Below are 18,948 nucleotides of genomic sequence, written 5' to 3'. Positions count from 1 at the left end.
TGGCCGATCACGACGCAGGTAACTGATCGAGATCATAAGTCCGGGGCGCCAACCGACGAACTGCATGCTGAACGCCGATGGACGGCCAAAGTCACAAAGCTGATGGCCTTTTCCGCGGATATCTCATGCTCACCCTGATCGCCGCACTGGTGCTGACAGCCACCCATATGCTGGCCGGAAGGCTGAGCAAACTACATCAGTTGCCGCGCAGCCGCTGGCTGTCCGCAGCCGGTGGCGTCGCCGTCGCCTATGTCTTCGTGCACCTGCTCCCCGAACTGGCCGACGGGCAGAGGGTGATGGAGGATAGCGGGTTTCACCCGTTGCGCTACCTTGAGCACCACGCCTATCTGCTGGCGCTAGGCGGCCTGGTCTGCTTCTACGGACTCGAGCGGCTGATCAAGCAGCACCGCGACGAGCGGCCTGACGGCGCACCTTCCCACGCGGGCGTGTTCTGGCTGCACATAGGTGCCTTCGCCGGCTACAACGCACTGATCGGGAATATCCTCGCCAACCGTGATCCTGGCCAGATACTGGAACTGGTCTGGTACACCGTGGCCATGGCGCTGCACTTCATGGTCAACGATGTGGCCCTTCAGCATGACCACCAGGATCTGTTCGCTCGACGCGGCCGCTGGATCCTGGCGGGGTCAACGCTGATCGGCTGGGCGGTCGGCTCGGTCATCGAACTCTCGGAGCTGGGTGTGTCGGCCCTAACCGCCTTCATTGCCGGCGCGATCGTCCTTAACGTTCTGAAGGAGGAACTGCCGACGGAAAGGAACAGCCGATTCGGTGCTTTTCTGCTCGGGTCGCTCGGCTACTCCTTTCTTCTGTTGCTGATGCAGCCGAGCCAGTAGTCATCACCTCGCTCTGCGCATCAAGCGGTAGGCGGCCGGGATCACGAAGAGCGACAGCAGCGGCGCACTCAGCATGCCGCCAACCATCGGCGCCGCGATGCGGCTCATGACTTCGCTGCCGGTGCCCGCCCCCAGCAGGATCGGCAACAGGCCGGCGACAATCACTGCCACGGTCATCGCCTTCGGGCGTACCCGCTGCACTGCGCCTTCGCGGATTGCATCGCGCAGCGCGGCCTCGCCGCTCAGCCCGTCGCGCTGGGCTTTCAGGGCGAGGGCTTAGCCGAGCCGACTCCCGCTAAAACTTGATCCAGATCGTGTCAGCCCGAATCCTGTTCACCATTGTCGTTGGCTGCGAGCAGATGACTGAGCACCGAACGCATCTTGCCGGGTTTGACCGGCTTGTTCAGCACAGGCACGCCGCAGCCCTGCAGTTGCTGGCGGCATTGGTCGCTGCGATCGGCAGTGATCATCACCGCCGGCAGCGCCTGGTTGAAGCGTCCTCGCACCGCGAGCACGACATCCCAGCCAGTCAGCCCGTGATCCAGATGGTAATCGGCGAGGATCGCATCCGGCGCGACGCCATCCAGCGCCGCCATTGCGCTTTGCTCGTCGGTGGCTGTCAGCACCGTACAGCCCCATTGTTCAAGCAAGGCAGCCATGCTCAACAGGATGCTTTCCTCGTTGTCGATCACCAGCAGCCGGCGCCCTGGCAACGGGTCGCCCAGCTGCGGCACGATCGCCGGGGCCGCAACCCTTTCGCGGGGCATCGCTTCGGCCAGCGGCACATCGATACTGAACACCGAGCCACGCCCCGGCATCGAGCGCACCAGCACCTGGTAACCGAGCATGCTGGCGATACGGTCGACAATGGCCAATCCCAGCCCTACGCCACTGCGTTTCGCGGATCGACCAATCCCGAGCTGATTGAATTCGAGAAAAATCGCCTGCAGCTCCTCCTCTGGAATGCCCCGTCCGGTATCCCAGACCTCGATACGCAGCGCCCCGGCGCGCATACGCGCGCCAACCAGTACCGCACCCTGATCGGTATAGCGGCAGGCATTGCTGAGGAAATTCCGCAGGATCCGAGTCAGCAGGCGGAAATCGGTCTTGATCGCGATCCGCGGGATGTAGTGTTTCAACTGCAAGCCCGCGGCAGCAGCGACCGACTGGAACTCCGACACCAGCGGCAGCAGCACCTCGTCCAGCGCATAGATATCGATGTCCGGTTTGATCGCGGCCTGATCGAGCTTGGAAATGTCGAGCAGATCGGTCAGCAGGTCTTCGGCGCCTTCCAGGGCCTGGTGGGCACGCTCGACCAGATGCAGCTCGTTCTGCGGCAGTTGGCGTTCACGCAGGGTTGAGATGAGCAGGCGTGCGGCGTTGAGCGGCTGCAGCAGATCGTGGCTGGCTGCAGCGAGGGACTTGTCCTTGCTCAGGTTGGCGGCTTCCGCCGCATCGCGGGCCTCACGCAATTCACAGGTGCGCTCGGCGACGCGCTGCTCGAGCTCTTCGTTGAGCTGCAGCAGACGCAATTGCGCCAGCTTGCGCTCGGTCACGTCGGCGACGAAGCCTTCCACCAGACCGTCTTCGTCCGGCTTGAGCAGCAGGTTCATGATCACGTAGATGGCGCTGCCGTCCTTGCGGCGCAGGCGCGTCTCGTAGCCAAACAGGCCATGTTGCTGGCTCAGGGTATGGCGGATCTGCCGCAGCTCCTCTTCACCACCGATGAACAGGTGATGGGACAGATCGGTCAGCGCCCAAAGCGCCTCTTCCGGGGTTTCGTAATTGAGCATGCGCGCCAAGGCAGGATTGGCAGCTCGAATGCCTTCATGGAGGCTGGCCTGAAAGATGCCATGCACGGCGTGCTCGAACAGCCATTTGTAGCGATTGCGCTCGCCCTCCAGCTCTTCCAGGCGTGCCACCAGTTCCGGGTAGTGACTCTTGCGTGCGGAGTGGCTGCCGAACCCGAGCAGTTGCGCCAGGGCCTGATGCTGATCATCAGAGGGCTTCGGCATAGACGACCTCGACGTCCCGCTGCGTCGACGAGCGTGGATTAGTCAGGATGCAGGGATCCTGCATCGCATGTTGCGAGAGGAACGGGATATCAGAAAGGTTAACGCCGTGCAGGCTCAGCGTTTCGCGGAAGCCGATCTGCTGCTTGAGATCGATCAGGTGCTGCACCAGCCGCTCACGAACCTGGCGGTGGTTCAGCCCGCGCGAATCGATGCCCAGGGTTTCGGCGACCTTGCGGTAGCGGTCCGGCGAGGCGTCGTAATTGAATGCGACGACATGTTCGACCAGCACGGCATTGCAGACGCCATGGGGCAGATCGAGATAGCCACCGAGGCTGTGGGACATGGCATGCACCGCGCCGAGAATCGCGTTGGAGAACGCCAGCCCGGCCTGCATACTGCCGAGCATGATCTGCTCGCGCAGCGCGATATCCGCCGGATTGGCGATCATCTGCGCAAGATTGCCGTTGATCAGGCGCATGGCTTCCAGCGCGTGCGGGTCGGTCAGCGGCCCATGGCCAGTCGACACGAACGCCTCGATGGCGTGCACCAGCGCATCGATGCCGGTACAGGCGGAGAGAAACGGGTCCATGCTCAGCGTGGTTTCCGGGTCGATCAGCGAAACATCCGGCACGGCTGCTTTGCTGACGATGGAGAACTTCATCCGCTCCTGTTGGTTGGAGATGATCACGAACTGCGACACGTCAGCCGATGTGCCGGCGGTGGTCGGGATCAGGATCAGTGGTGGACTGGGCACACGCAGCGTATCCACCCCTTCGAACTCGTTGATATGACGCCCGTGCGCCGCAACGATACCAATGCCCTTGGCACAGTCCATCGGACTGCCCCCGCCTACCGCGACGATCACGTTGCAGCCTTCGCTGCTATACAGCTCGGCGCCGAGCATCACCTCTTCGCAACGGGGATTGGGCGAAACATCAGTGAACAGGCAGTGTTCGATGTTCTGCCGGTCGAGGCTCGCCAGCACGTCAGCCACCCAGCCCGCCTTCACGACGCCGGGGTCGGATACCACCAGCACCTTTCGCGCGCCGAAGTTGGCCGCACAGGTGGCGACACTGTGGCGACAGCCGGCACCGAAGATGATTTCTGGAGAGACGAACTTGCGCTGGAGGCTGATATTCGGGCTCATGACTGCGGCCTTTTTTATTTTTTGTAACAACGAGCGCAAGCCTACTGCATTGCTCAAGTAAAGCAATGCACCTAATGGCTGCCTGCCATCCGGCCGGCGGAAAGCTCTACAGCAGCCCACGATAGAAGCGCAGTTCACGCTCCAGCGCATCGGCCAGATTATTGGCCTGGCGAAAGCCATGTCGCTCGTTCGGGTAGAGCCGGTACTCCACCTCGATACCTCGCCCGCGCAGCGCCGCCACCATGGTTTCGGTCTGCTCGGGCAGTACCACCGCATCCTGCGCACCCTGCAGGAAGAGTATCGGTGCAGCGATGCGCTCGGCGTTATGCAGCGGCGCGCGCTCGCGAAAGCGCTCCGGCACCCGCAGCGGATCACCTATTAGCCAGTCCAGATAATCGCCTTCGAACTTGTGCGTCACCCGACGCAACGCCAATGGATCGCTGACGCCGTAAAGGCTGGCGCCGCCGCGAAACAAATCGGTGGCTACCAGCGCGCTGAGGGCGGTGTAGCCACCCGCACTGGAGCCGCGAATGAACACCCGCTGCGGATCGACCGCACCTTGCTCTACCAGCGCTCGTACTGCCTGGCAGGCGTCCTCCACATCCACCACGCCCCATTGCTCGTGCAGGCATTGCCGGTAAGCGCGACCGAAACCACTGCTGCCGCGGTAGTTGACGTCCACCACGGCAAAGCCGCGCTGCGTCCAGAACTGGATGCGCGGATCGAAGACGGGGTAGCACGCCGACGTCGGACCGCCGTGGATGAACACCACCAGAGGTGGCGACGTTCCGGCTTCGCCCCGGCAGTTCACATTGCGCGGCGCGTAGAAAAACGCATGGGCGGTTTCGCCGGTGCCGGTTGGAAAGCGCATGGGCTGCGGATAGGAGACCTGCGCCCCGGCCAACGGCATCCCACCGCCGGCGAGGATCTGCGCCATGCCGCTGGCCCGCTCGATGGCCAGCACCGCAGGCGTGCGCTGCGCTGCGCCAGCGATACAGAACACATGGGTGGCGTCGGCGGCCAACTGGCGGCAGCGGCTGTACGCACCGGCTAGCTGTCGCTGGCGGCCTTCGGCGACGTGTTCGAACAGCAACCCGTAGCCATCGACCATATGGGTCAACAGCAGGCCGCCATCGGCCAGCGGCAGATAGCTGCTGGTACCCAGCTGCCAGGGCGCAGGTGCGCAGTCGAAAACCCGTGCGGACTCCGGTTTCGTCGCGATCAGCGGATGCAAGGCCCAACCATCCTCGCTCTCGGCCCAGGGTTGCCAGTAGCCCAGCCGATCACTGAGGCACATCAGCCGGCCATCTTCGGCGAAGCGCGGTTGCTGCAGTGATTCGCCACCCGCCTCACCGGCCAGGCATCGCACCGCCCCCCAGACCCCGTCCGGCTGGCGCTCGGCGATGCACAGGCGCGTTGAGGTCCAGGGTTGCTCAGGGCGATCCCACTCGATCCAGGCGAGGCGGCGCCCATCAGGATCAAGCGTGGGTGACGCGTAGAAGCCAGCCCCTTCGACGAGGAGTCGACGTGTGCCATCGGCGATGGCAATGCTCACCAGCCGATGCACCACGCCATCGCCTTCGCGCGACTCTTCCAAGGCGACGATGGCGTTCCCATGGCGGTCGTACTGCAGGTCGCCATAGCGGCAGTCGGGACGCGCAGTCAGCGCCGACGGCAGAGGCTGACCTTCGCTCAGCGTTTGCAGGTAGATCTGCTGGTCCGCTTCGTTGACGAAAGCAAGGCCCTGCCCGGTCAGGCAGAACGCGCCACCGCCGTATTCATAGACGCGGCTGCGGACCGAATACCCTGCCGGCGTCAGGCAGCGCGCATGGCCGGCCCGCCAGACCCACAGGCTGCAGCGCCCTTCGGCGGGGTCGTACTCGATCCAGAACAACCCACCCTGCCCGGCCCGCAGCTCGGCGAAATCCCGGCTGGCGGCCGCGGCGGCCTCGGCGCTCCAGTCGCTGGGCCAGAAACCATACGGCAGGTGCGCGAGTTCCGTACCTTGCGGGGTAGCTCCGGGTGCCGTCATGCCTTGAGGATCAAGCGGGAGGCCTTTTCGTTGCGATGCTGCAGCTGGTCGAGGCCGAGGGCGCCATGCTCGGCCTGCTCCCGAGCAGCGAGAATGGTGCCGTGATGCGCCGACTTGCTACACACCGGGTCGGCGTTCGCGGCATCGCCCGTGAGCATGAAGGCCTGGCAGCGGCAGCCACCGAAGTCGCGCTCCTTCTCGTCGCAGCTGCGGCAGGGTTCGGGCATCCAATCGTAACCGCGAAACTTGTTGAAGCCGAACGAGTGTCGCCAGATGTGCTCGATGCTGTGCTCGCGCACATTGGGAAATTCCACCGGCAATTGCCGTGCACTGTGACAGGGCAGCGCCGTACCGTCCGGGGTGATGTCGAGGAACAGGTTGCCCCAGCCGTTCATGCAGGCCTTCGGCCGTTCTTCGTAGTAATCGGGCGTCACGAAGATCAGCTTGCACGGATGGTTTTCCGCGGCGAGCTTGTCGCGCCACTCGTTGGTGATGCGCTCGGCACGTACCAGCTGTTCCTTGCTCGGCAGCAGCCCGGCACGGTTCAGCTCGGCCCAGCCATAGAACTGGCAGGTGGCAAGCTCAACGAAATCCGCTTCGAGTTCGATGCACAGACGGATGATCTGGTCGATGTTGTCGATGTTGTGCCGATGGGTGACGAAGTTGAGCACCATCGGATAGCCATGCTTCTTCACCGCACGGGCCATTTCCAGCTTGTGAGCGAAAGCCTTCTGCGAACCGGCGAGCAGGTTGTTCACTTCCTCGTCGGCAGCCTGGAAACTGATCTGGATATGGTCCAGGCCGGCCTCGGCGAAGCTGGCGATCTTCTCTTCGGTGAGGCCGATGCCGGAGGTGATCAGGTTCGTGTAATAGCCGAGTCCCCGTGCCGCCTCGATCAGCTCGGCCAGGTCCTGGCGCACCAATGGTTCGCCGCCGGAAAAACCCAGCTGGGCCGCGCCCATCTCGCGTGCCTGGCGGAACACCTCGATCCACTCGGCGGTGCTCAGTTCTTCATGACTACGGGCGAAGTCCAGCGGATTGGAGCAGTACGGACACTGCAACGGGCAACGATAGGTCAGCTCCGCCAGCAGCCAGAGCGGCGGGCCGGGCTCGTAGCCGGGTTTAGCGAAGCTCGATCCAGAACCGTTCAACGGCAACCTCCAGGAACGCAACGATATCTTCTTGAATCCCTTCGGCCTCGGGATAGCGAGCCTGCAGATCGGCAACGATCGCACCGACGCTACGCGTCCCGTCCACTTCGGTCAGCACCGCCGCAGCGCTCTCGTTGAGCTTGATCATGCCTTCCGGGTAGAGCAGCACATGGCAGTTCTGCGCGGGCTCCCACTGGAAGCGGAAACCACGACGCAACGCTGGAATCTGGGTCAGTTGAATATCGCTCATCATCATTGTCTCGCCAGTGGGCAGGTTGCTGCCTGGCCACGTGGTCATGGTCGTCAGGCGGTCCACTCTACAGGGGCCGGATGCCTCATGGGTGGGCAGGATCTGCCCACGGAACGCGTGCCTACAGGCTGACGCCCTTGTGCCAGATACGCTCGCGGGTCACGGTGTGGTACGGCGGGCGATCCAGTTCGTAGGCCATGCTCATGGCGTCGAGCATGCTCCAGAGCACGTCGAGTTTGAACTGCAGGATCTCCAGCATACGCTCCTGCGCCTCGCGGGTGCGGTAGTGCTCCAGGGTGATCCGCAGACCGTGCTCGACATCGCGGCGGGCTTCCTTCAGGCGCTTGCGGAAGTAGTCGTAGCCGGAGGCATCGATCCAAGGATAGTGCTGCGGCCAGCTATCGAGGCGCGACTGGTGGATCGTCGGGGCGAAGAGCTCGGTCAGCGAGCTGCTGGCGGCCTCCTGCCAGCTGGCGCGACGGGCGAAGTTGACGTAGGCATCCACGGCGAACCTCACACCTGGCAGCACCAGTTCCTGCGACAGGACCTGCTCGCGATCCAGGCCGACGGATTCGGCGAGTCGCAACCAGGCTTCGATACCTCCCTCTTCCCCCGGCGCGCCGTCGTGATCGATGATGCGCTGGATCCACTCCCGACGGGTGTCGCGATCCGGGCAGTTGGCCATGATCGCCGCATCCTTCACCGGAATGCAGACCTGATAGTAGAAACGGTTGGCGACCCAGCCCTGAATCTGCTCGCGTGTCGCCTGCCCGGCGTACATGGCCCGGTGGAACGGGTGATGGATATGGTAGTACTCGCCCTTGGCGCGCAGCGCCTGTTCGAATTCCGCGGGGCTCATGGCTGGCAGGATCATGGCAGTGTCTTTCCTTTTCTTATCGTTCCGATGTTCGTATCGCAGCACCAGGCGGCTGAAGGCCGCGATTCGGGTGCTATAGCTCGATGTTCATGCCATCGAAGGACACTTCGATTCCATGCTCGCCGAGGATTTCGCGTTCGACGGAATCTTCATCGAGGATCGGATTGGTGTTGTTGATGTGGATGAGGATCTTGCGAACCGCGGGCATGCCGTCGAGCACCTCGATCATGCCCCCTGGGCCGCTCTGCTGCAGGTGTCCCATCTCGCTGCCGAGCTTGGTGCCGACCTCGCGCACGAGCATTTCGTCATCACGCCACAGAGTGCCGTCGACCAGCAGGCAATCCGCCTGGCGCATGGTTTCCAGCAGTTCGTCGCTGACCTTGCCCAGCCCCGGCGCATAGAACAACGTGCCACCGGTTTTGCGGTCCTCGATCAGCAGGCCGATGTTGTCACCGGGATGCGGGTCATTGCGGTGGGGCGAATATGGCGGCGCGGAGCTGCGCAACGGAATCGGCGTGATGTGCAGGTTCGGGCAACAGGGAATGGTGAAGCTGCCGGTCAGGGCGATGGGGTTCCATTTCAAGCCGCCGTTCCAGTGTTCGAGCATGTTGAACAGCGGGAACCCGGTGGTCAGATCCTGATGGACCATCTCGGTACACCAGACCTCATGCGGGCAGCCCTCACGCAGGGTCAGCAGGCCGGTGGTGTGATCGATCTGGCTGTCCAGCAGAACGATGGCACCGATGGCGGTATCGCGTGGCGCACGGGCCGGCTGCAGCGTCGGGAACGACTCCAGCTGAGCGCGGATGTCCGGCGAGGCATTACACAGAATCCAGTCGACACCGTTATCACTGATGGCGATCGACGACTGGGTACGCGCCTTCGCATTGAGCGTGCCGGCGCGCAGGCCGGCGCAGTTGGCGCAATTGCAGTTCCACTGAGGGAAGCCGCCGCCCGCGGCGGAACCCAGGATCCTTACGAGCATAGGGCAGCTCCAGAAAGACGAAGCCCCGGCATGGCCGGGGCATGACCAATCAACGATTGGCGAAATACATGGTTACTTCGAAGCCAATGCGCAGGTCGGTGAAGGCGGGTTTGGTCCACATGGGGTCGATCCTCTTCTTGTATGCCGGACGATTCCGGCAACCTCATTAAGCACCCGGTTCGGCATGAGCAGAATGGTACTTTGGAAGGAGACCGCAGCCTGCCTTGGTAGGGCCGGCTGCATGCCTCCGGTGCATTGCACAGTCAAGCACATGCTATTGGCGCACGCTGGCCGGGCGATCATTGGCATTGCGCCAGGCCAGCTCGTTGGTCAGCGTGGCCATGGGCTGGAACATCGCCTGATCGAACTCGGCCAGCCCGGCGCCGGCCTGGATGCGCCGCGGCCAGTCGTGGTTGGCCAGCGCCGCCTTGCCGATCGCCACCAGGTCCATGGCACCCTGCTCGAGCAGCGTCCCGGCCTGCTCACCGGTACGGATGCCGCCGTTGCCGATCAGCGGGATCGGCACGCTAGCGCGGGCGATCGCCGCCAGGCTCGGCCCTTCGCCGAAGGCCGGCTGGGTGATGTCGAACTCGGTGACGTGCAGGTAGTCCAGCCCGGCGTTGGCCAACGTGGCGAAGCGGATCCTGGCCTCCTCCACGCCGCCGTCCCACTTCAGCCGGCCGTTGGTCACCATGCCCTGGGACAGCCGCATGCCGACGATGAAATCCTCGCCCAGCGCCTGGCGCACCGCGCGCAGCACCGCCAGCGGCAGCGCCAGGCGGGCCTTGAAGTCGCCGCCCCAGCGGTCGCTGCGCTGGTTGAACTCGGCACTGAGGAACTCGTGCAGCAGGTAGCCATTGGCCGCGTGCAGCTCGACCCCATCGAACCCCGCCTCGCGGGCATGCAGGGCCGAACGGACGAAGCCGTCGACAGCCTGGCCGATCTCCTCCTCGTTCATTTCCGCCGGCGTGGCATAGGGCCCCTCGCCACCATAGAAGGCCAGTTGCTGGCCGCCGGGCTGCACGGCCGAGGGCGCGACGTGCCGGGCATGGTGGGCGTTGCCCTGGGTCTGCGCACCGCCGTGCATGAGCTGGGCGATAAATGCCGCGCCAGCGGCATGCACGGCCTCGACCACCGGCTTCCAGCTGTCGCGCTGCCGCTCGGTGGCCAGGCCGGGCTGGTTGAAGTAGCCCTGGCTGTACTCGGTGTCGGTGTAGGTGCCTTCGCTGATCAGCAGGGCGAAGCCGCCCTCGGCGAAGGACTGGTAATAGTCGCGCATCAGCTCGTTGGCCAGGCCGTCCGGCTCGGCGCTGACGCGGGTCATGGGTGCGACCACGGCGCGGTTGCGCAGGGTCAGGTGCTTGAGTTGGAAGGTGTCGAATAGGCGGGGCATGCGCCGCTCTCCTGCAGTTGCACATGCAGCTTCAGAGGCGCGAGGGGGACTGCGAGTTCGCCGCGGACGATGACCGGGCAAAAAAGAACGCGGCCGAAGCCGCGTCGCAATAAGGCTGCCGGGTGCACGGGAGGGAGGCCTGCGGCAGCCTTGCACCTGTTGGTGCCTTGCAAAGACCGGCGCGCTGGAGCGGACGCGCCGGGGCCGTTCAGATCAGAAGAAGCCCAGCGGGTTGATGTCGTAGCTGACCAGCAGGTTCTTGGTCTGCTGATAGTGGTCGAGCATCATCTTGTGGGTTTCACGGCCGACCCCGGACTTCTTGTAGCCACCGAAGGCGGCGTGAGCCGGGTACAGGTGGTAGCAGTTGGTCCAGACGCGACCGGCCTTGATGCCGCGACCCATGCGGTAGGCACAGTTGATGTCGCGGGTCCAGACGCCGGCACCCAGGCCGAACTCGGTGTCGTTGGCGATGGCCAGCGCTTCGGCCTCGTCCTTGAAGGTGGTCACGCCTACCACCGGCCCGAAGATCTCTTCCTGGAACACGCGCATGTCGTTGGTGCCCTTGATCAGGGTCGGCTGCACGTAGTAACCGGTGGACAGGCTGCCTTCGAGCTTCTCGGCGGCGCCGCCGGTGAGGATCTGCGCACCTTCCTGCTTGGCCACGTCCATGTAGGAGAGGATCTTGTCGAACTGCTGCTCGGACGCCTGGGCGCCGACCATGGTGTCGGTATCCAGCGGGTTGCCGCGCTTGATGGCCTTGATCTTCTTCATCACCACTTCCATGAAGGGCTCGTAGATCGATTCCTGGATCAGTGCGCGCGACGGGCAGGTGCAGACTTCGCCCTGGTTGAGAAAGGCCAGCACCAGGCCTTCGGCGGCCTTCTCGATGAAGGCAGGCTCGGCGTTCATGATGTCTTCGAAGAAGATGTTCGGCGACTTGCCGCCCAGCTCCACGGTGCTCGGAATGATGTTCTCGGCAGCGCAACGCATGATGTGCGAGCCAACCGGAGTCGAGCCAGTGAAAGCGATCTTGGCGATACGGGTGCTGGTGGCCAGCGCCTGACCCGCTTCACGACCGAAGCCCTGGACGATGTTCAGTACGCCGGCAGGCAGCAGATCCTGGATGGCTTCGGCGAAGACCATGATCGACAGCGGGGTCTGCTCGGCCGGCTTGAGCACGATGCAGTTACCGGCAGCCAGAGCAGGCGCCAGTTTCCAGGCCGCCATCATCAGCGGGTAGTTCCACGGAATGATCTGGCCGACCACGCCCAGCGGCTCGTGGAAGTGGTAAGCAGCGGTGTGCTCGTTGATTTCGGCGGCGCTGCCTTCCTGTGCGCGGATGCAGCCGGCGAAGTAGCGGAAGTGATCGGCGGCCAGCGGTACGTCGGCGTTCAGGGTCTCGCGCACGGCCTTGCCATTGTCCCAGGTCTCGGCGATGGCCAGCTGCTCGAGGTTGGCTTCGATGCGATCGGCGATCTTGAGCAGGATGAGGGCGCGGTCCTGAACCGAGGTCTTGCCCCAGGCATCGGCGGCGGCGTGGGCGGCGTCTAGCGCCTTCTCGATGTCCTCGGCACCCGAGCGCGGGAATTCGGCGATGACTTCACCGTTGACCGGCGAGGTGTTGACGAAATACTCGCCCTTGACCGGCGGGACGAACTCACCGCCGATGTAGTTGCCGTAACGCGGCTTGAAGGAAATGACGGCGCCTGGAGTACCGGGTTGGGCGTAGATCATGTTGGGCCTCTCTCTTCTGCTTGTGGAGCCTGCGCCAGACACGGCTCAGGACATGGACCGATCTTAGGCAGTGGGGTCTTCGCTCCGGTATGCACCCATGGTAGCGGAGGGCTCCTCATTTGGTAGTAGATGGCAAGGCGCAGAGGCAGCGTTGATGGCGGTTTGCGATTGGTTCGGGCAGGCCGAAGCGGGAGAAAAAAGCCGAGCAGAATAGGCCTTGAATAGCACCTTAAAAATGACGCCGAACAAGGACACCGACCCACAGCGCAAATTCTCCCGCAACGCAAGAAAAGCGCGACCAAAAGCCGGCAAAACCAACCCCAAAGTCTTATTAGTCGCCGTGGCAAAGCGCCTTAGCTTCGGGGTGCGACATTGCTTTTCCTGACACCAACCAATGAGGAGATACGCCATGCAGTGGATCAATCCGGACTTCTGCGACCTGCGTCTGGGCTTCGAAGTCACTGCGTACGTCTACGTACGCTGAGCCCCTGACCGGCGTGATCGCACATGGCTTCACGCCGGTCGAGCGAGGATGGACATGATTACAACGACAAAAATTTTGCCCGCCAGCTGTTACGAGATCCGCCCGCCTTTCCTCTTTCGCTGGGAAGACTCACAGCATGCCCACGTGCTGCTGTACCCCGAAGGCATCGTCAAGCTGAACGCCACCGGCGGCGAGATTCTGCAGCGCTGCGATGGCAAGACCAGCGTCGCCGAGCTGATCGACCAGCTGGCCCTCAGCTACAACGCATCCGACGCCGACACGATTCGCAACGGCGTCCTGAACTTCCTGGAGGTGTCCCATGGCAAGGGCTGGATCCGAGTTAAGGCTTGACGGCAGCGGCAACCCGGTCTGGCTGCTACTGGAGCTGACCTACCAATGCCCGTTGCAGTGCGTGTTCTGCAGTAATCCACGCAACTTTGCCGATTACCGTCAGGATGAGTTGAGCACCGCCGAGTGGATCGACGTGATGGCCCAGGCCCGCGCCATGGGTGCGATGCAGATCGGCTTCTCTGGCGGCGAGCCCACGCTGCGCAAGGACCTCGAAACGTTGGTCGCCGAGGCTGACCGCATGGGCTACTACACCAACCTGATCACTTCCGGCATTGGACTGACCGAGGCGCGCCTACGCGCCCTGAAGGATGCCGGACTACGCCACATCCAGCTCGGTTTCCAGTCCACCGACCGTGACGTGGCACGTCAGCTGGCCGGCGTCGATGTCTTGGAGCGCAAGCTCGGCATGGCACGCCTGATCAAGTCAATGGACTTTCCCATGGTGCTCAACGTACCGATCACCCGGCAGAACATCGCTCAGGTGCCGGACATCATCGAGTTCGCCGTCGAACTGGGAGTCGAGTACCTCGAGCTGGCGAACGTGCAGTACTACAACTGGGCGCTGCTCAACCGCGACGCGCTGATGCCGACCCATGCCGAACTGCAGAAAGCCGAAGATGAGGTGCGCAAGGCACGCAAGCGGTTCGGTGATCGCCTGACCATCTTCTTCGTCATCCCTGACTATTACGAAGGTCGTCCCAAGGCCTGCATGAACGGCTGGGGCGCCATTCACGTCACCATCGCGCCAAACGGCAACGTGCTGCCCTGCTCCCAGGCCAGCAACTTCAAAGACCTCACCTTCCCCAACGTGCGGCAGCAACGGCTGGAGCAGATCTGGCACGACTCGCCGGTATTCAACCTCTACCGTGGCGACACCTGGATGCCCGAACCCTGCCGCAGCTGTGATGACAAGGAGAAGGATTTCGGCGGCTGCCGTTGTCAGGCGCTGCTGTTGACCGGCAACGGCGCCAACACCGATCCGGCCTGCAATAAATCCCCGCATCATCATCTGATTCGCCAGGCCGTAGACCTCGCGCAAGACGCCGCGCGCCCGCAAGGCACGCTGATCGCCCGACAGGCCAGCCAGGGAGTCGATTATGAAGCTGCCTCATGATTCCTTTGCCGGGACCATAAGCGCCGGGCTTTCACTGACCCTCGGTTGCTATTTGCTGCTGCGTTACTGGCTGGTGGGCTGAGCCATGCAACTGCCTGTTATCGACGTGCTGGCACGCTATGCCCACCTGCTGTTCGCCCTGGTCTGGATTGGTCATAACTACGCCAACTTCATCCAGAACCCCCGCTTCGTACCGCTGCAGAACGGCATCGACACCGCCACGCTGAATCGCGATCTGGAAGTGCGAATGAAGCGAGAGCACGGCATTTTCCGCTATGCGTCTGTGGTGGTGTGGCTGTCCGGGATGGCCATGCTCTGGCAACGCGGCTGGCTTGCCGATGCATTGCTACTGCAAGGGCCGCTTGCTGTGATCGGTCTTGGCGCCTGGATCGGCACGTTGATGCTGCTCAACCTCTGGCTGGTGCTGTGGCCGCATCAGAAGAAGCTGCTGGGCTTCGTTCCGGCGACGCTCGAGGAGCGCGTGCGCTGCTCACGCATCACCTTTCTCTCGTCACGCAGCAATACCATCCTGTCTTTCCCGTTGTTGTTCCTGATGGCGGCTGGTGGCCATGGCCTGCATCTCTTCTGAGCGGCCCGAGCGCTACAACTTCGCCGCAGGGCCGGCGATGCTTCCGGCCGAGGTGTTGGCGCAGATCCGCGAGGAGCTGCCGAGCTGGGGCGACACCGGCTTTTCGATACTCGAGCAGCCCTTTACCGGGCCGCTCTTCAAGCGACTCATGGCAGAAGTGGAAGATGATCTGCGCGGGCTGCTGCGGATTCCCAACGGTTATCACGTACTGTTTCTGCAGGGCGGAGCCAGTGCGCAGTTCGGCCTGCTGCCGCTCAACCTGTTGCAACCTGGGCAGCACGCCGCCTACGTGGAGAGCGGGTACTGGGCCGGCAAGGCAATTCGTGAAGCCCGTCGCAACGCCGAGGTGAGCGTCATTGCCAGCGGTGCGGATCAGGCTTTTACCGCCATCCCGGCGTTTGATCACTGGCGGCTCGCCCCTGGAGCCGGGTACTGCCACATCACCAGCAACGAGACCGGCAACGGACTGCAGATGCAGGAGTTCCCTCGCCTAGCCGTGCCACTGGTGGCCGATATGACCTCCGATTTCCTGACCCGTCCGATTCCAGTCGAACGCTTCGGGCTGATCTATGCCAGCGCACAGAAGAATCTGGGCGTGTCCGGCTTATGCGTCGTCATCGTGCGCGACGATCTGCTGCATGTGCCGTCCAAGGGGCTCCCCAACGTTTTCAGCTACGCCATGCAGGCAGAGCATCGGAGTCGTCTGAACACACCTCCGACGTTCGCCCTTTATGTGACCGGCTTGATGCTGCGCTGGATCAGGCGTAACGGCGGGCTTGAGGCGATGGCGGCAGCGGCACGAAGCCGAAGCCGGTTGCTATATGAATACATAGACGGCAGCCGCCTCTTCAAATGCTTGCAGCGTCGCCAGGATCGCTCGGCGATCAACGTCTGTTTCCAGCTTGCTGATACGGCGCTTGTCGAAACCTTCCTACAGGACGCAGCGCAGAACGGTCTCGCCAATCTGGCTGGACATTCCGCCGTCGGCGGTGTGCGGGCCAGCCTTTATAACGCCATGCCAGTGGCAGGGGTCCGGCGGCTGGTTTCGTTCATGACAGCATTCGAGCGGCAGCATGGATAGCGACATACGCTGGGGAATGCTCGGCCGCAGGGCACTGCAGCGTCTTGCGCTAGGTATCACCAGCGCTGCCTGCAGCGTTACCCGGGGCGACCTCACACAGCCGGTCGCGGCAATGGGACTGAGCTTCCGCTCTCCTCTTGGAATCGCTGCCGGTTTTGATCGAAACGGACGTCTGGCACGGCGCGTCGCCACCCTGGGTTTCGGCTTCACCGAGATCGGCAGCCTGACGGCAGCGCAAACCAATGACCTCGGCGACATTCCGCAAGGCCCTGCGCTACTAGGGATCAACCTGACACTGGATGCGAGAAACTCATCGGCCGAATGCCGTGGCCAGCTGCGGAATGCGTGGCGGCAGGCCGACTACCTGATGCTCAATCTGATTGGCCCAGCAAGCGCACCGCTGCTGCATCAACCCGCACGGCTGCGGGGGCTGCTCGTTGCGCTGCGCGAGGAACAGCAAGTGCTGAATCATTCAGCCGGCCGCCACGTACCACTGGCGGTGAAACTGCGTTGTCTGCCCGGACAGATTCCCTTCTCTTTGACGGGCTTGCTGTTGGAGCTGAGCTATGACGGCGTACTGGCGGCTCATGATCCGGGGCCGCCAGCCACACGACAGCGCTACGACGCCTGGCGCAACGAGCATCAACAGGCGCTTGCCTGCGAACAGATCGAACAGTTGCATCGATTCTGCGGCAACGACATAGCGCTGATGTCGGTTGGTGGAATCCAGACCGCGGAGCACCTGGCGGCGCGCCTGCAGGCGGGTGCCCGTCTTGTTCAGATTCACGCTGCGCTTTTGCGTCAGGGCCCCTGGGTAGCGCGGCGCCTTCTGCGTTGAGGTCAGAAAAGAAAACGCCCCGAATGGTTCGGGGCGTTGTCGCATCGGCTCAGGCTGTCATGGCTGTCAGAAGCGTTCGATTTCCGCTTGGGCCTGTAGCTTCTGGCGGAACGCAGCGAAATCCTGCTGTCCCATCCGGGAGGCGAGGAAACGCCGGAAATTCAGCTTCTCCTCGTCGGACAACGAGGCTTCAGGCTCGTTGACGCCATTGAGCCGCACCACGGCATAGTCGCCATTGCTCAAGGCGACACCTGCGTAACTCGGTTTGCCCTGCTCTGCCGGGCGAGGCATGCGGAACACCTGCTGCAGCAGTGCCGGTGCAACGCCCTCCTGGTTCCGGCCAGCCGCCTCGATCGTCTGCCATTGGCCATCAGTCTGCTTGCCATCGCGCAGATCGGCCAGCAGCCGCTCGCCCTTCTCGCGGGCGCGCTCGGCAGCCAGACTCTGCTGCAGCTGCTCGACGATATCGTCACGTACATCGGCAAGCGGAATGGCTGCCGGCTGCAGATGCTTTTTCACACGCAGAGCGATGGATGTGTCAGGGTCAAGTTCGATGACGCTACTGTTGGCCCCATCGACCAGCACTTCGTCGCTGAATGCAGCCTGGACAACCTGGCGATTGGCAGCGATGCCTTGTCCACCGTCACGCCCGAACGGCTCGGTGGTCTGCACCATCAAACCGAGTTCCTGCGCAGGCTGAGCAAGATCGGATGCTTCGAACGCAGAGTCTTCCAGTTGCTTGCTGACTTCGACGAAACGTTGTTCGACCTGCTGCGCCTTGAGCTCGCGAACCAGCTCGGGCCGCATGCTCTCGAGGGAAGGCACTTCCGGCGACTGAACACCGAGCAGCTTGATAATATGCCAGCCGAATTCGGACCGGACCGGCGCCGATACTTCCCCTTCCTTCAGCGCGTAAAGCGCTTCTTCGAACGCTGGGTCGTATACGCCAGGTCCTGCGAAGCCCAAATCGCCACCTTCTTTGGCAGAACCTGGGTCCTGCGAAACCTCCTTGGCGACGGCGGCGAAATCTTCCCCACCCTTCACACGCGCAGCAATCTCGTCGATCTTGGCCTTGGCCTCGTCATCGCCCGACTCTGCACCGGTTTCGATGAGGATATGCGCGGCGCGGCGCTGCTCCGCCAGGTTGGCGATCTGCTTCTGGTAGAGCGCCTGCAGCTCCTCATCAGACACCTCGACCTGGTCGAAGAATGACTCCTTCTTCAACTCGACGTATTCGACGATGACCTGCTCGGGGGTACGGAACCGATCGGCGTTGGCCTCGTAGTACTCGCTGATCTGCTCGTCGCTGACCTCTATCGTGTCACTGCGAGCCGGGACGGTGAGCGTGTCGAAATCCCGCGTCTGCATCTCCAACCGCGCGAAGTTCTCGACCTGTTGATCGGTTACAAAACCGGTGCCGGAGATGCCGGCACGCAGCTGACCGATGAGCATTTCCTGCTCGAGAAGCTGACGGAACTGAACACGGGAATAACCCATTTGCTGCAGGACCTGGTCGAAACGCGCAGCGTTGAAGACCCCGTCCACCTGAAACTCGGGTGTCTGCAGGATCAATTGGTCGAGCGCCTCACGGGAAAAAGCGAAGTCGGCGCTCTTGGCGCTCTGCAAGAGCAGCATCCGGTCAATCAACGAGCCGAGCGCTGCGTTGCGCAGCAGGCGCTCGTCGAGCATGGAGGGGTCGAAGTCGCTACCCAGCTGCTGAGCCAGCTGCCGCCGCTGCATATTCATCGCCTGATCGAGGTCGTAGCGGGAGATTTCTTCGCCATTGACTTCGGCTGCAGTCTGGCTGTTGCTCGCGGCATTGAAGATGGCGTCGAAACCAGTGAGCGCCAGCAGCACCACGATGATGCCGATGATGGTCTTGGCTATCCAGCCTTGAGAATTGTCCCTGATGTTCTGAAGCATGCGACCCCCAGGAGTCTGCGGCGCGATGGGTGCGCAACGCGGGTGGAAACCGGATAAAAGAAAGGCGCATCCAGGGATGCGCCTTCTCGGAGCTTATGGAGCGGTTGGGCTTATTCCCCCAAGCCGGATC

At 62.9% G+C, this 18,948-nt stretch carries 18 protein-coding genes and 1 pseudogene; 7 read left to right on the top strand and 12 right to left on the bottom strand.

Translation table 11 applies throughout. The features are described from left to right. Positions 1-125 precede the first annotated feature (125 nt). Positions 126-854 carry a hypothetical protein gene (locus tag HZR81_RS09915; protein ID WP_500127993.1) on the top strand — a complete coding sequence of 243 codons (729 nt, stop codon included), beginning with the start codon at positions 126-128 and terminating at the stop codon, positions 852-854. Between the two features lie 3 nt (positions 855-857). Here the strand turns inward: HZR81_RS09915 and HZR81_RS09910 are convergent. The 11 genes and pseudogenes from HZR81_RS09910 to exaC form a co-directional block, all read right to left on the bottom strand. Beyond that, positions 858-1,097 (bottom strand): annotated as a pseudogene (locus HZR81_RS09910) (efflux RND transporter permease subunit); the annotation flags it as partial. A 74-nt stretch (positions 1,098-1,171) separates the two neighbouring features. Next, complete coding sequence (locus HZR81_RS09905; RefSeq protein WP_500127992.1) at positions 1,172-2,869, bottom strand: PAS domain-containing hybrid sensor histidine kinase/response regulator; 1,698 nt, start codon at positions 2,867-2,869, stop codon at positions 1,172-1,174. Further along, positions 2,853-4,016 (bottom strand): alcohol dehydrogenase-like regulatory protein ErcA, encoded by a 1,164-nt coding sequence (gene ercA, locus HZR81_RS09900; RefSeq protein WP_200593890.1) that lies wholly within the window; start codon positions 4,014-4,016, stop codon positions 2,853-2,855. The genes HZR81_RS09905 and ercA overlap by 17 nt, the downstream gene beginning before the upstream one ends. 106 nt (positions 4,017-4,122) lie before the next feature. Further along, complete coding sequence (locus tag HZR81_RS09895; protein ID WP_500127991.1) at positions 4,123-6,048, bottom strand: S9 family peptidase; 1,926 nt, start codon at positions 6,046-6,048, stop codon at positions 4,123-4,125. Continuing rightward, positions 6,045-7,199, bottom strand: coding sequence for a pyrroloquinoline quinone biosynthesis protein PqqE (gene pqqE / locus HZR81_RS09890; RefSeq protein ID WP_500127990.1), 1,155 nt, complete (start codon positions 7,197-7,199; stop codon positions 6,045-6,047). Before pqqE (HZR81_RS09890) ends, HZR81_RS09895 begins: the two co-directional genes overlap by 4 nt. Beyond that, positions 7,171-7,449: a pyrroloquinoline quinone biosynthesis peptide chaperone PqqD gene (pqqD, locus tag HZR81_RS09885; RefSeq protein ID WP_031298274.1), complete on the bottom strand. Its 279-nt coding sequence runs from the start codon at positions 7,447-7,449 to the stop codon at positions 7,171-7,173. The genes pqqE (HZR81_RS09890) and pqqD (HZR81_RS09885) overlap by 29 nt, the downstream gene beginning before the upstream one ends. Positions 7,450-7,570: 121 nt before the next feature. Continuing rightward, positions 7,571-8,323: a pyrroloquinoline-quinone synthase PqqC gene (gene pqqC / locus HZR81_RS09880; RefSeq protein ID WP_045666518.1), complete on the bottom strand. Its 753-nt coding sequence runs from the start codon at positions 8,321-8,323 to the stop codon at positions 7,571-7,573. Positions 8,324-8,399: 76 nt separating this feature from the next. Then, complete coding sequence (gene pqqB, locus HZR81_RS09875) at positions 8,400-9,311, bottom strand: pyrroloquinoline quinone biosynthesis protein PqqB (protein ID WP_500127989.1); 912 nt, start codon at positions 9,309-9,311, stop codon at positions 8,400-8,402. Positions 9,312-9,360: 49 nt separating this feature from the next. Then, positions 9,361-9,432 carry a pyrroloquinoline quinone precursor peptide PqqA gene (gene pqqA, locus HZR81_RS09870; RefSeq protein WP_003253598.1) on the bottom strand — a complete coding sequence of 24 codons (72 nt, stop codon included), beginning with the start codon at positions 9,430-9,432 and terminating at the stop codon, positions 9,361-9,363. A gap of 153 nt (positions 9,433-9,585) precedes the next feature. Further along, the gene (locus HZR81_RS09865) at positions 9,586-10,704 is read right to left on the bottom strand and encodes an oxidoreductase (RefSeq protein ID WP_500127988.1); all 1,119 of its coding nucleotides are present in this window, start codon (positions 10,702-10,704) and stop codon (positions 9,586-9,588) included. Positions 10,705-10,917: 213 nt separating this feature from the next. After that, the gene (gene exaC / locus HZR81_RS09860) at positions 10,918-12,438 is read right to left on the bottom strand and encodes an acetaldehyde dehydrogenase ExaC (RefSeq protein ID WP_500127987.1); all 1,521 of its coding nucleotides are present in this window, start codon (positions 12,436-12,438) and stop codon (positions 10,918-10,920) included. A 409-nt stretch (positions 12,439-12,847) separates the two neighbouring features. Here exaC and pqqA (HZR81_RS09855) point away from each other — a divergent pair, with 409 nt between their 5' ends. The 6 genes from pqqA (HZR81_RS09855) (at position 12,848) to HZR81_RS09830 (ending at position 16,895) form a co-directional block, all read left to right on the top strand. Next, entirely contained in the window at positions 12,848-12,922 is a 75-nt protein-coding gene (gene pqqA / locus HZR81_RS09855; RefSeq protein WP_003296405.1) for a pyrroloquinoline quinone precursor peptide PqqA, read from the top strand. Between the two features lie 57 nt (positions 12,923-12,979). Then, complete coding sequence (pqqD, locus tag HZR81_RS09850; RefSeq protein ID WP_031298283.1) at positions 12,980-13,273, top strand: pyrroloquinoline quinone biosynthesis peptide chaperone PqqD; 294 nt, start codon at positions 12,980-12,982, stop codon at positions 13,271-13,273. Beyond that, positions 13,242-14,387, top strand: a complete 1,146-nt coding sequence (gene pqqE, locus HZR81_RS09845) for a pyrroloquinoline quinone biosynthesis protein PqqE (protein WP_500127986.1) — start codon at positions 13,242-13,244, stop codon at positions 14,385-14,387. Before pqqD (HZR81_RS09850) ends, pqqE (HZR81_RS09845) begins: the two co-directional genes overlap by 32 nt. 85 nt (positions 14,388-14,472) lie before the next feature. Further along, positions 14,473-14,976: a urate hydroxylase PuuD gene (locus HZR81_RS09840; protein ID WP_063543006.1), complete on the top strand. Its 504-nt coding sequence runs from the start codon at positions 14,473-14,475 to the stop codon at positions 14,974-14,976. Further along, positions 14,957-16,057 carry a 3-phosphoserine/phosphohydroxythreonine transaminase gene (serC, locus tag HZR81_RS09835; protein WP_500127985.1) on the top strand — a complete coding sequence of 367 codons (1,101 nt, stop codon included), beginning with the start codon at positions 14,957-14,959 and terminating at the stop codon, positions 16,055-16,057. The genes HZR81_RS09840 and serC overlap by 20 nt, the downstream gene beginning before the upstream one ends. Positions 16,058-16,169: 112 nt before the next feature. Beyond that, on the top strand, positions 16,170-16,895 hold the full coding sequence (locus tag HZR81_RS09830; RefSeq protein WP_500127984.1) for a beta/alpha barrel domain-containing protein: 726 nt from the start codon (positions 16,170-16,172) through the stop codon (positions 16,893-16,895). Positions 16,896-16,961: 66 nt separating this feature from the next. On the opposite strand, the gene HZR81_RS09825 is transcribed toward HZR81_RS09830, so the two are convergent. After that, positions 16,962-18,818: a SurA N-terminal domain-containing protein gene (locus tag HZR81_RS09825; protein ID WP_156245871.1), complete on the bottom strand. Its 1,857-nt coding sequence runs from the start codon at positions 18,816-18,818 to the stop codon at positions 16,962-16,964. Positions 18,819-18,948 lie beyond the last annotated feature (130 nt).

Source organism: Pseudomonas sp. LM13 (assembly GCF_041381355.1).
Lineage (GTDB): Bacteria > Pseudomonadota > Gammaproteobacteria > Pseudomonadales > Pseudomonadaceae > Stutzerimonas > Stutzerimonas frequens.
The sequence above is the reverse complement of the archived record's forward strand: the minus strand, read 5'-3'. Positions and strand labels throughout refer to the sequence as shown.

Excerpts from the sequence above, each read along its gene's own strand:
- pqqB (WP_500127989.1), bottom strand. The coding sequence starts at position 9,311 with ATGCTCGTAAGGATCCTGGGTTCCGCCGCGGGCGGCGGCTTCCCTCAG.
- HZR81_RS09915 (WP_500127993.1), top strand. The coding sequence starts at position 126 with ATGCTCACCCTGATCGCCGCACTGGTGCTGACAGCCACCCATATGCTG.
- HZR81_RS09905 (WP_500127992.1), bottom strand. The coding sequence starts at position 2,869 with ATGCCGAAGCCCTCTGATGATCAGCATCAGGCCCTGGCGCAACTGCTC.
- ercA (WP_200593890.1), bottom strand. The coding sequence starts at position 4,016 with ATGAGCCCGAATATCAGCCTCCAGCGCAAGTTCGTCTCTCCAGAAATC.
- HZR81_RS09865 (WP_500127988.1), bottom strand. The coding sequence starts at position 10,704 with ATGCCCCGCCTATTCGACACCTTCCAACTCAAGCACCTGACCCTGCGC.
- HZR81_RS09840 (WP_063543006.1), top strand. The coding sequence starts at position 14,473 with ATGCAACTGCCTGTTATCGACGTGCTGGCACGCTATGCCCACCTGCTG.
- HZR81_RS09895 (WP_500127991.1), bottom strand. The coding sequence starts at position 6,048 with ATGACGGCACCCGGAGCTACCCCGCAAGGTACGGAACTCGCGCACCTG.
- HZR81_RS09830 (WP_500127984.1), top strand. The coding sequence starts at position 16,170 with ATGGGACTGAGCTTCCGCTCTCCTCTTGGAATCGCTGCCGGTTTTGAT.
- pqqC (WP_045666518.1), bottom strand. The coding sequence starts at position 8,323 with ATGATCCTGCCAGCCATGAGCCCCGCGGAATTCGAACAGGCGCTGCGC.
- serC (WP_500127985.1), top strand. The coding sequence starts at position 14,957 with ATGGCCTGCATCTCTTCTGAGCGGCCCGAGCGCTACAACTTCGCCGCA.
- exaC (WP_500127987.1), bottom strand. The coding sequence starts at position 12,438 with ATGATCTACGCCCAACCCGGTACTCCAGGCGCCGTCATTTCCTTCAAG.
- HZR81_RS09825 (WP_156245871.1), bottom strand. The coding sequence starts at position 18,818 with ATGCTTCAGAACATCAGGGACAATTCTCAAGGCTGGATAGCCAAGACC.
- pqqE (WP_500127986.1), top strand. The coding sequence starts at position 13,242 with ATGGCAAGGGCTGGATCCGAGTTAAGGCTTGACGGCAGCGGCAACCCG.
- pqqD (WP_031298274.1), bottom strand. The coding sequence starts at position 7,449 with ATGAGCGATATTCAACTGACCCAGATTCCAGCGTTGCGTCGTGGTTTC.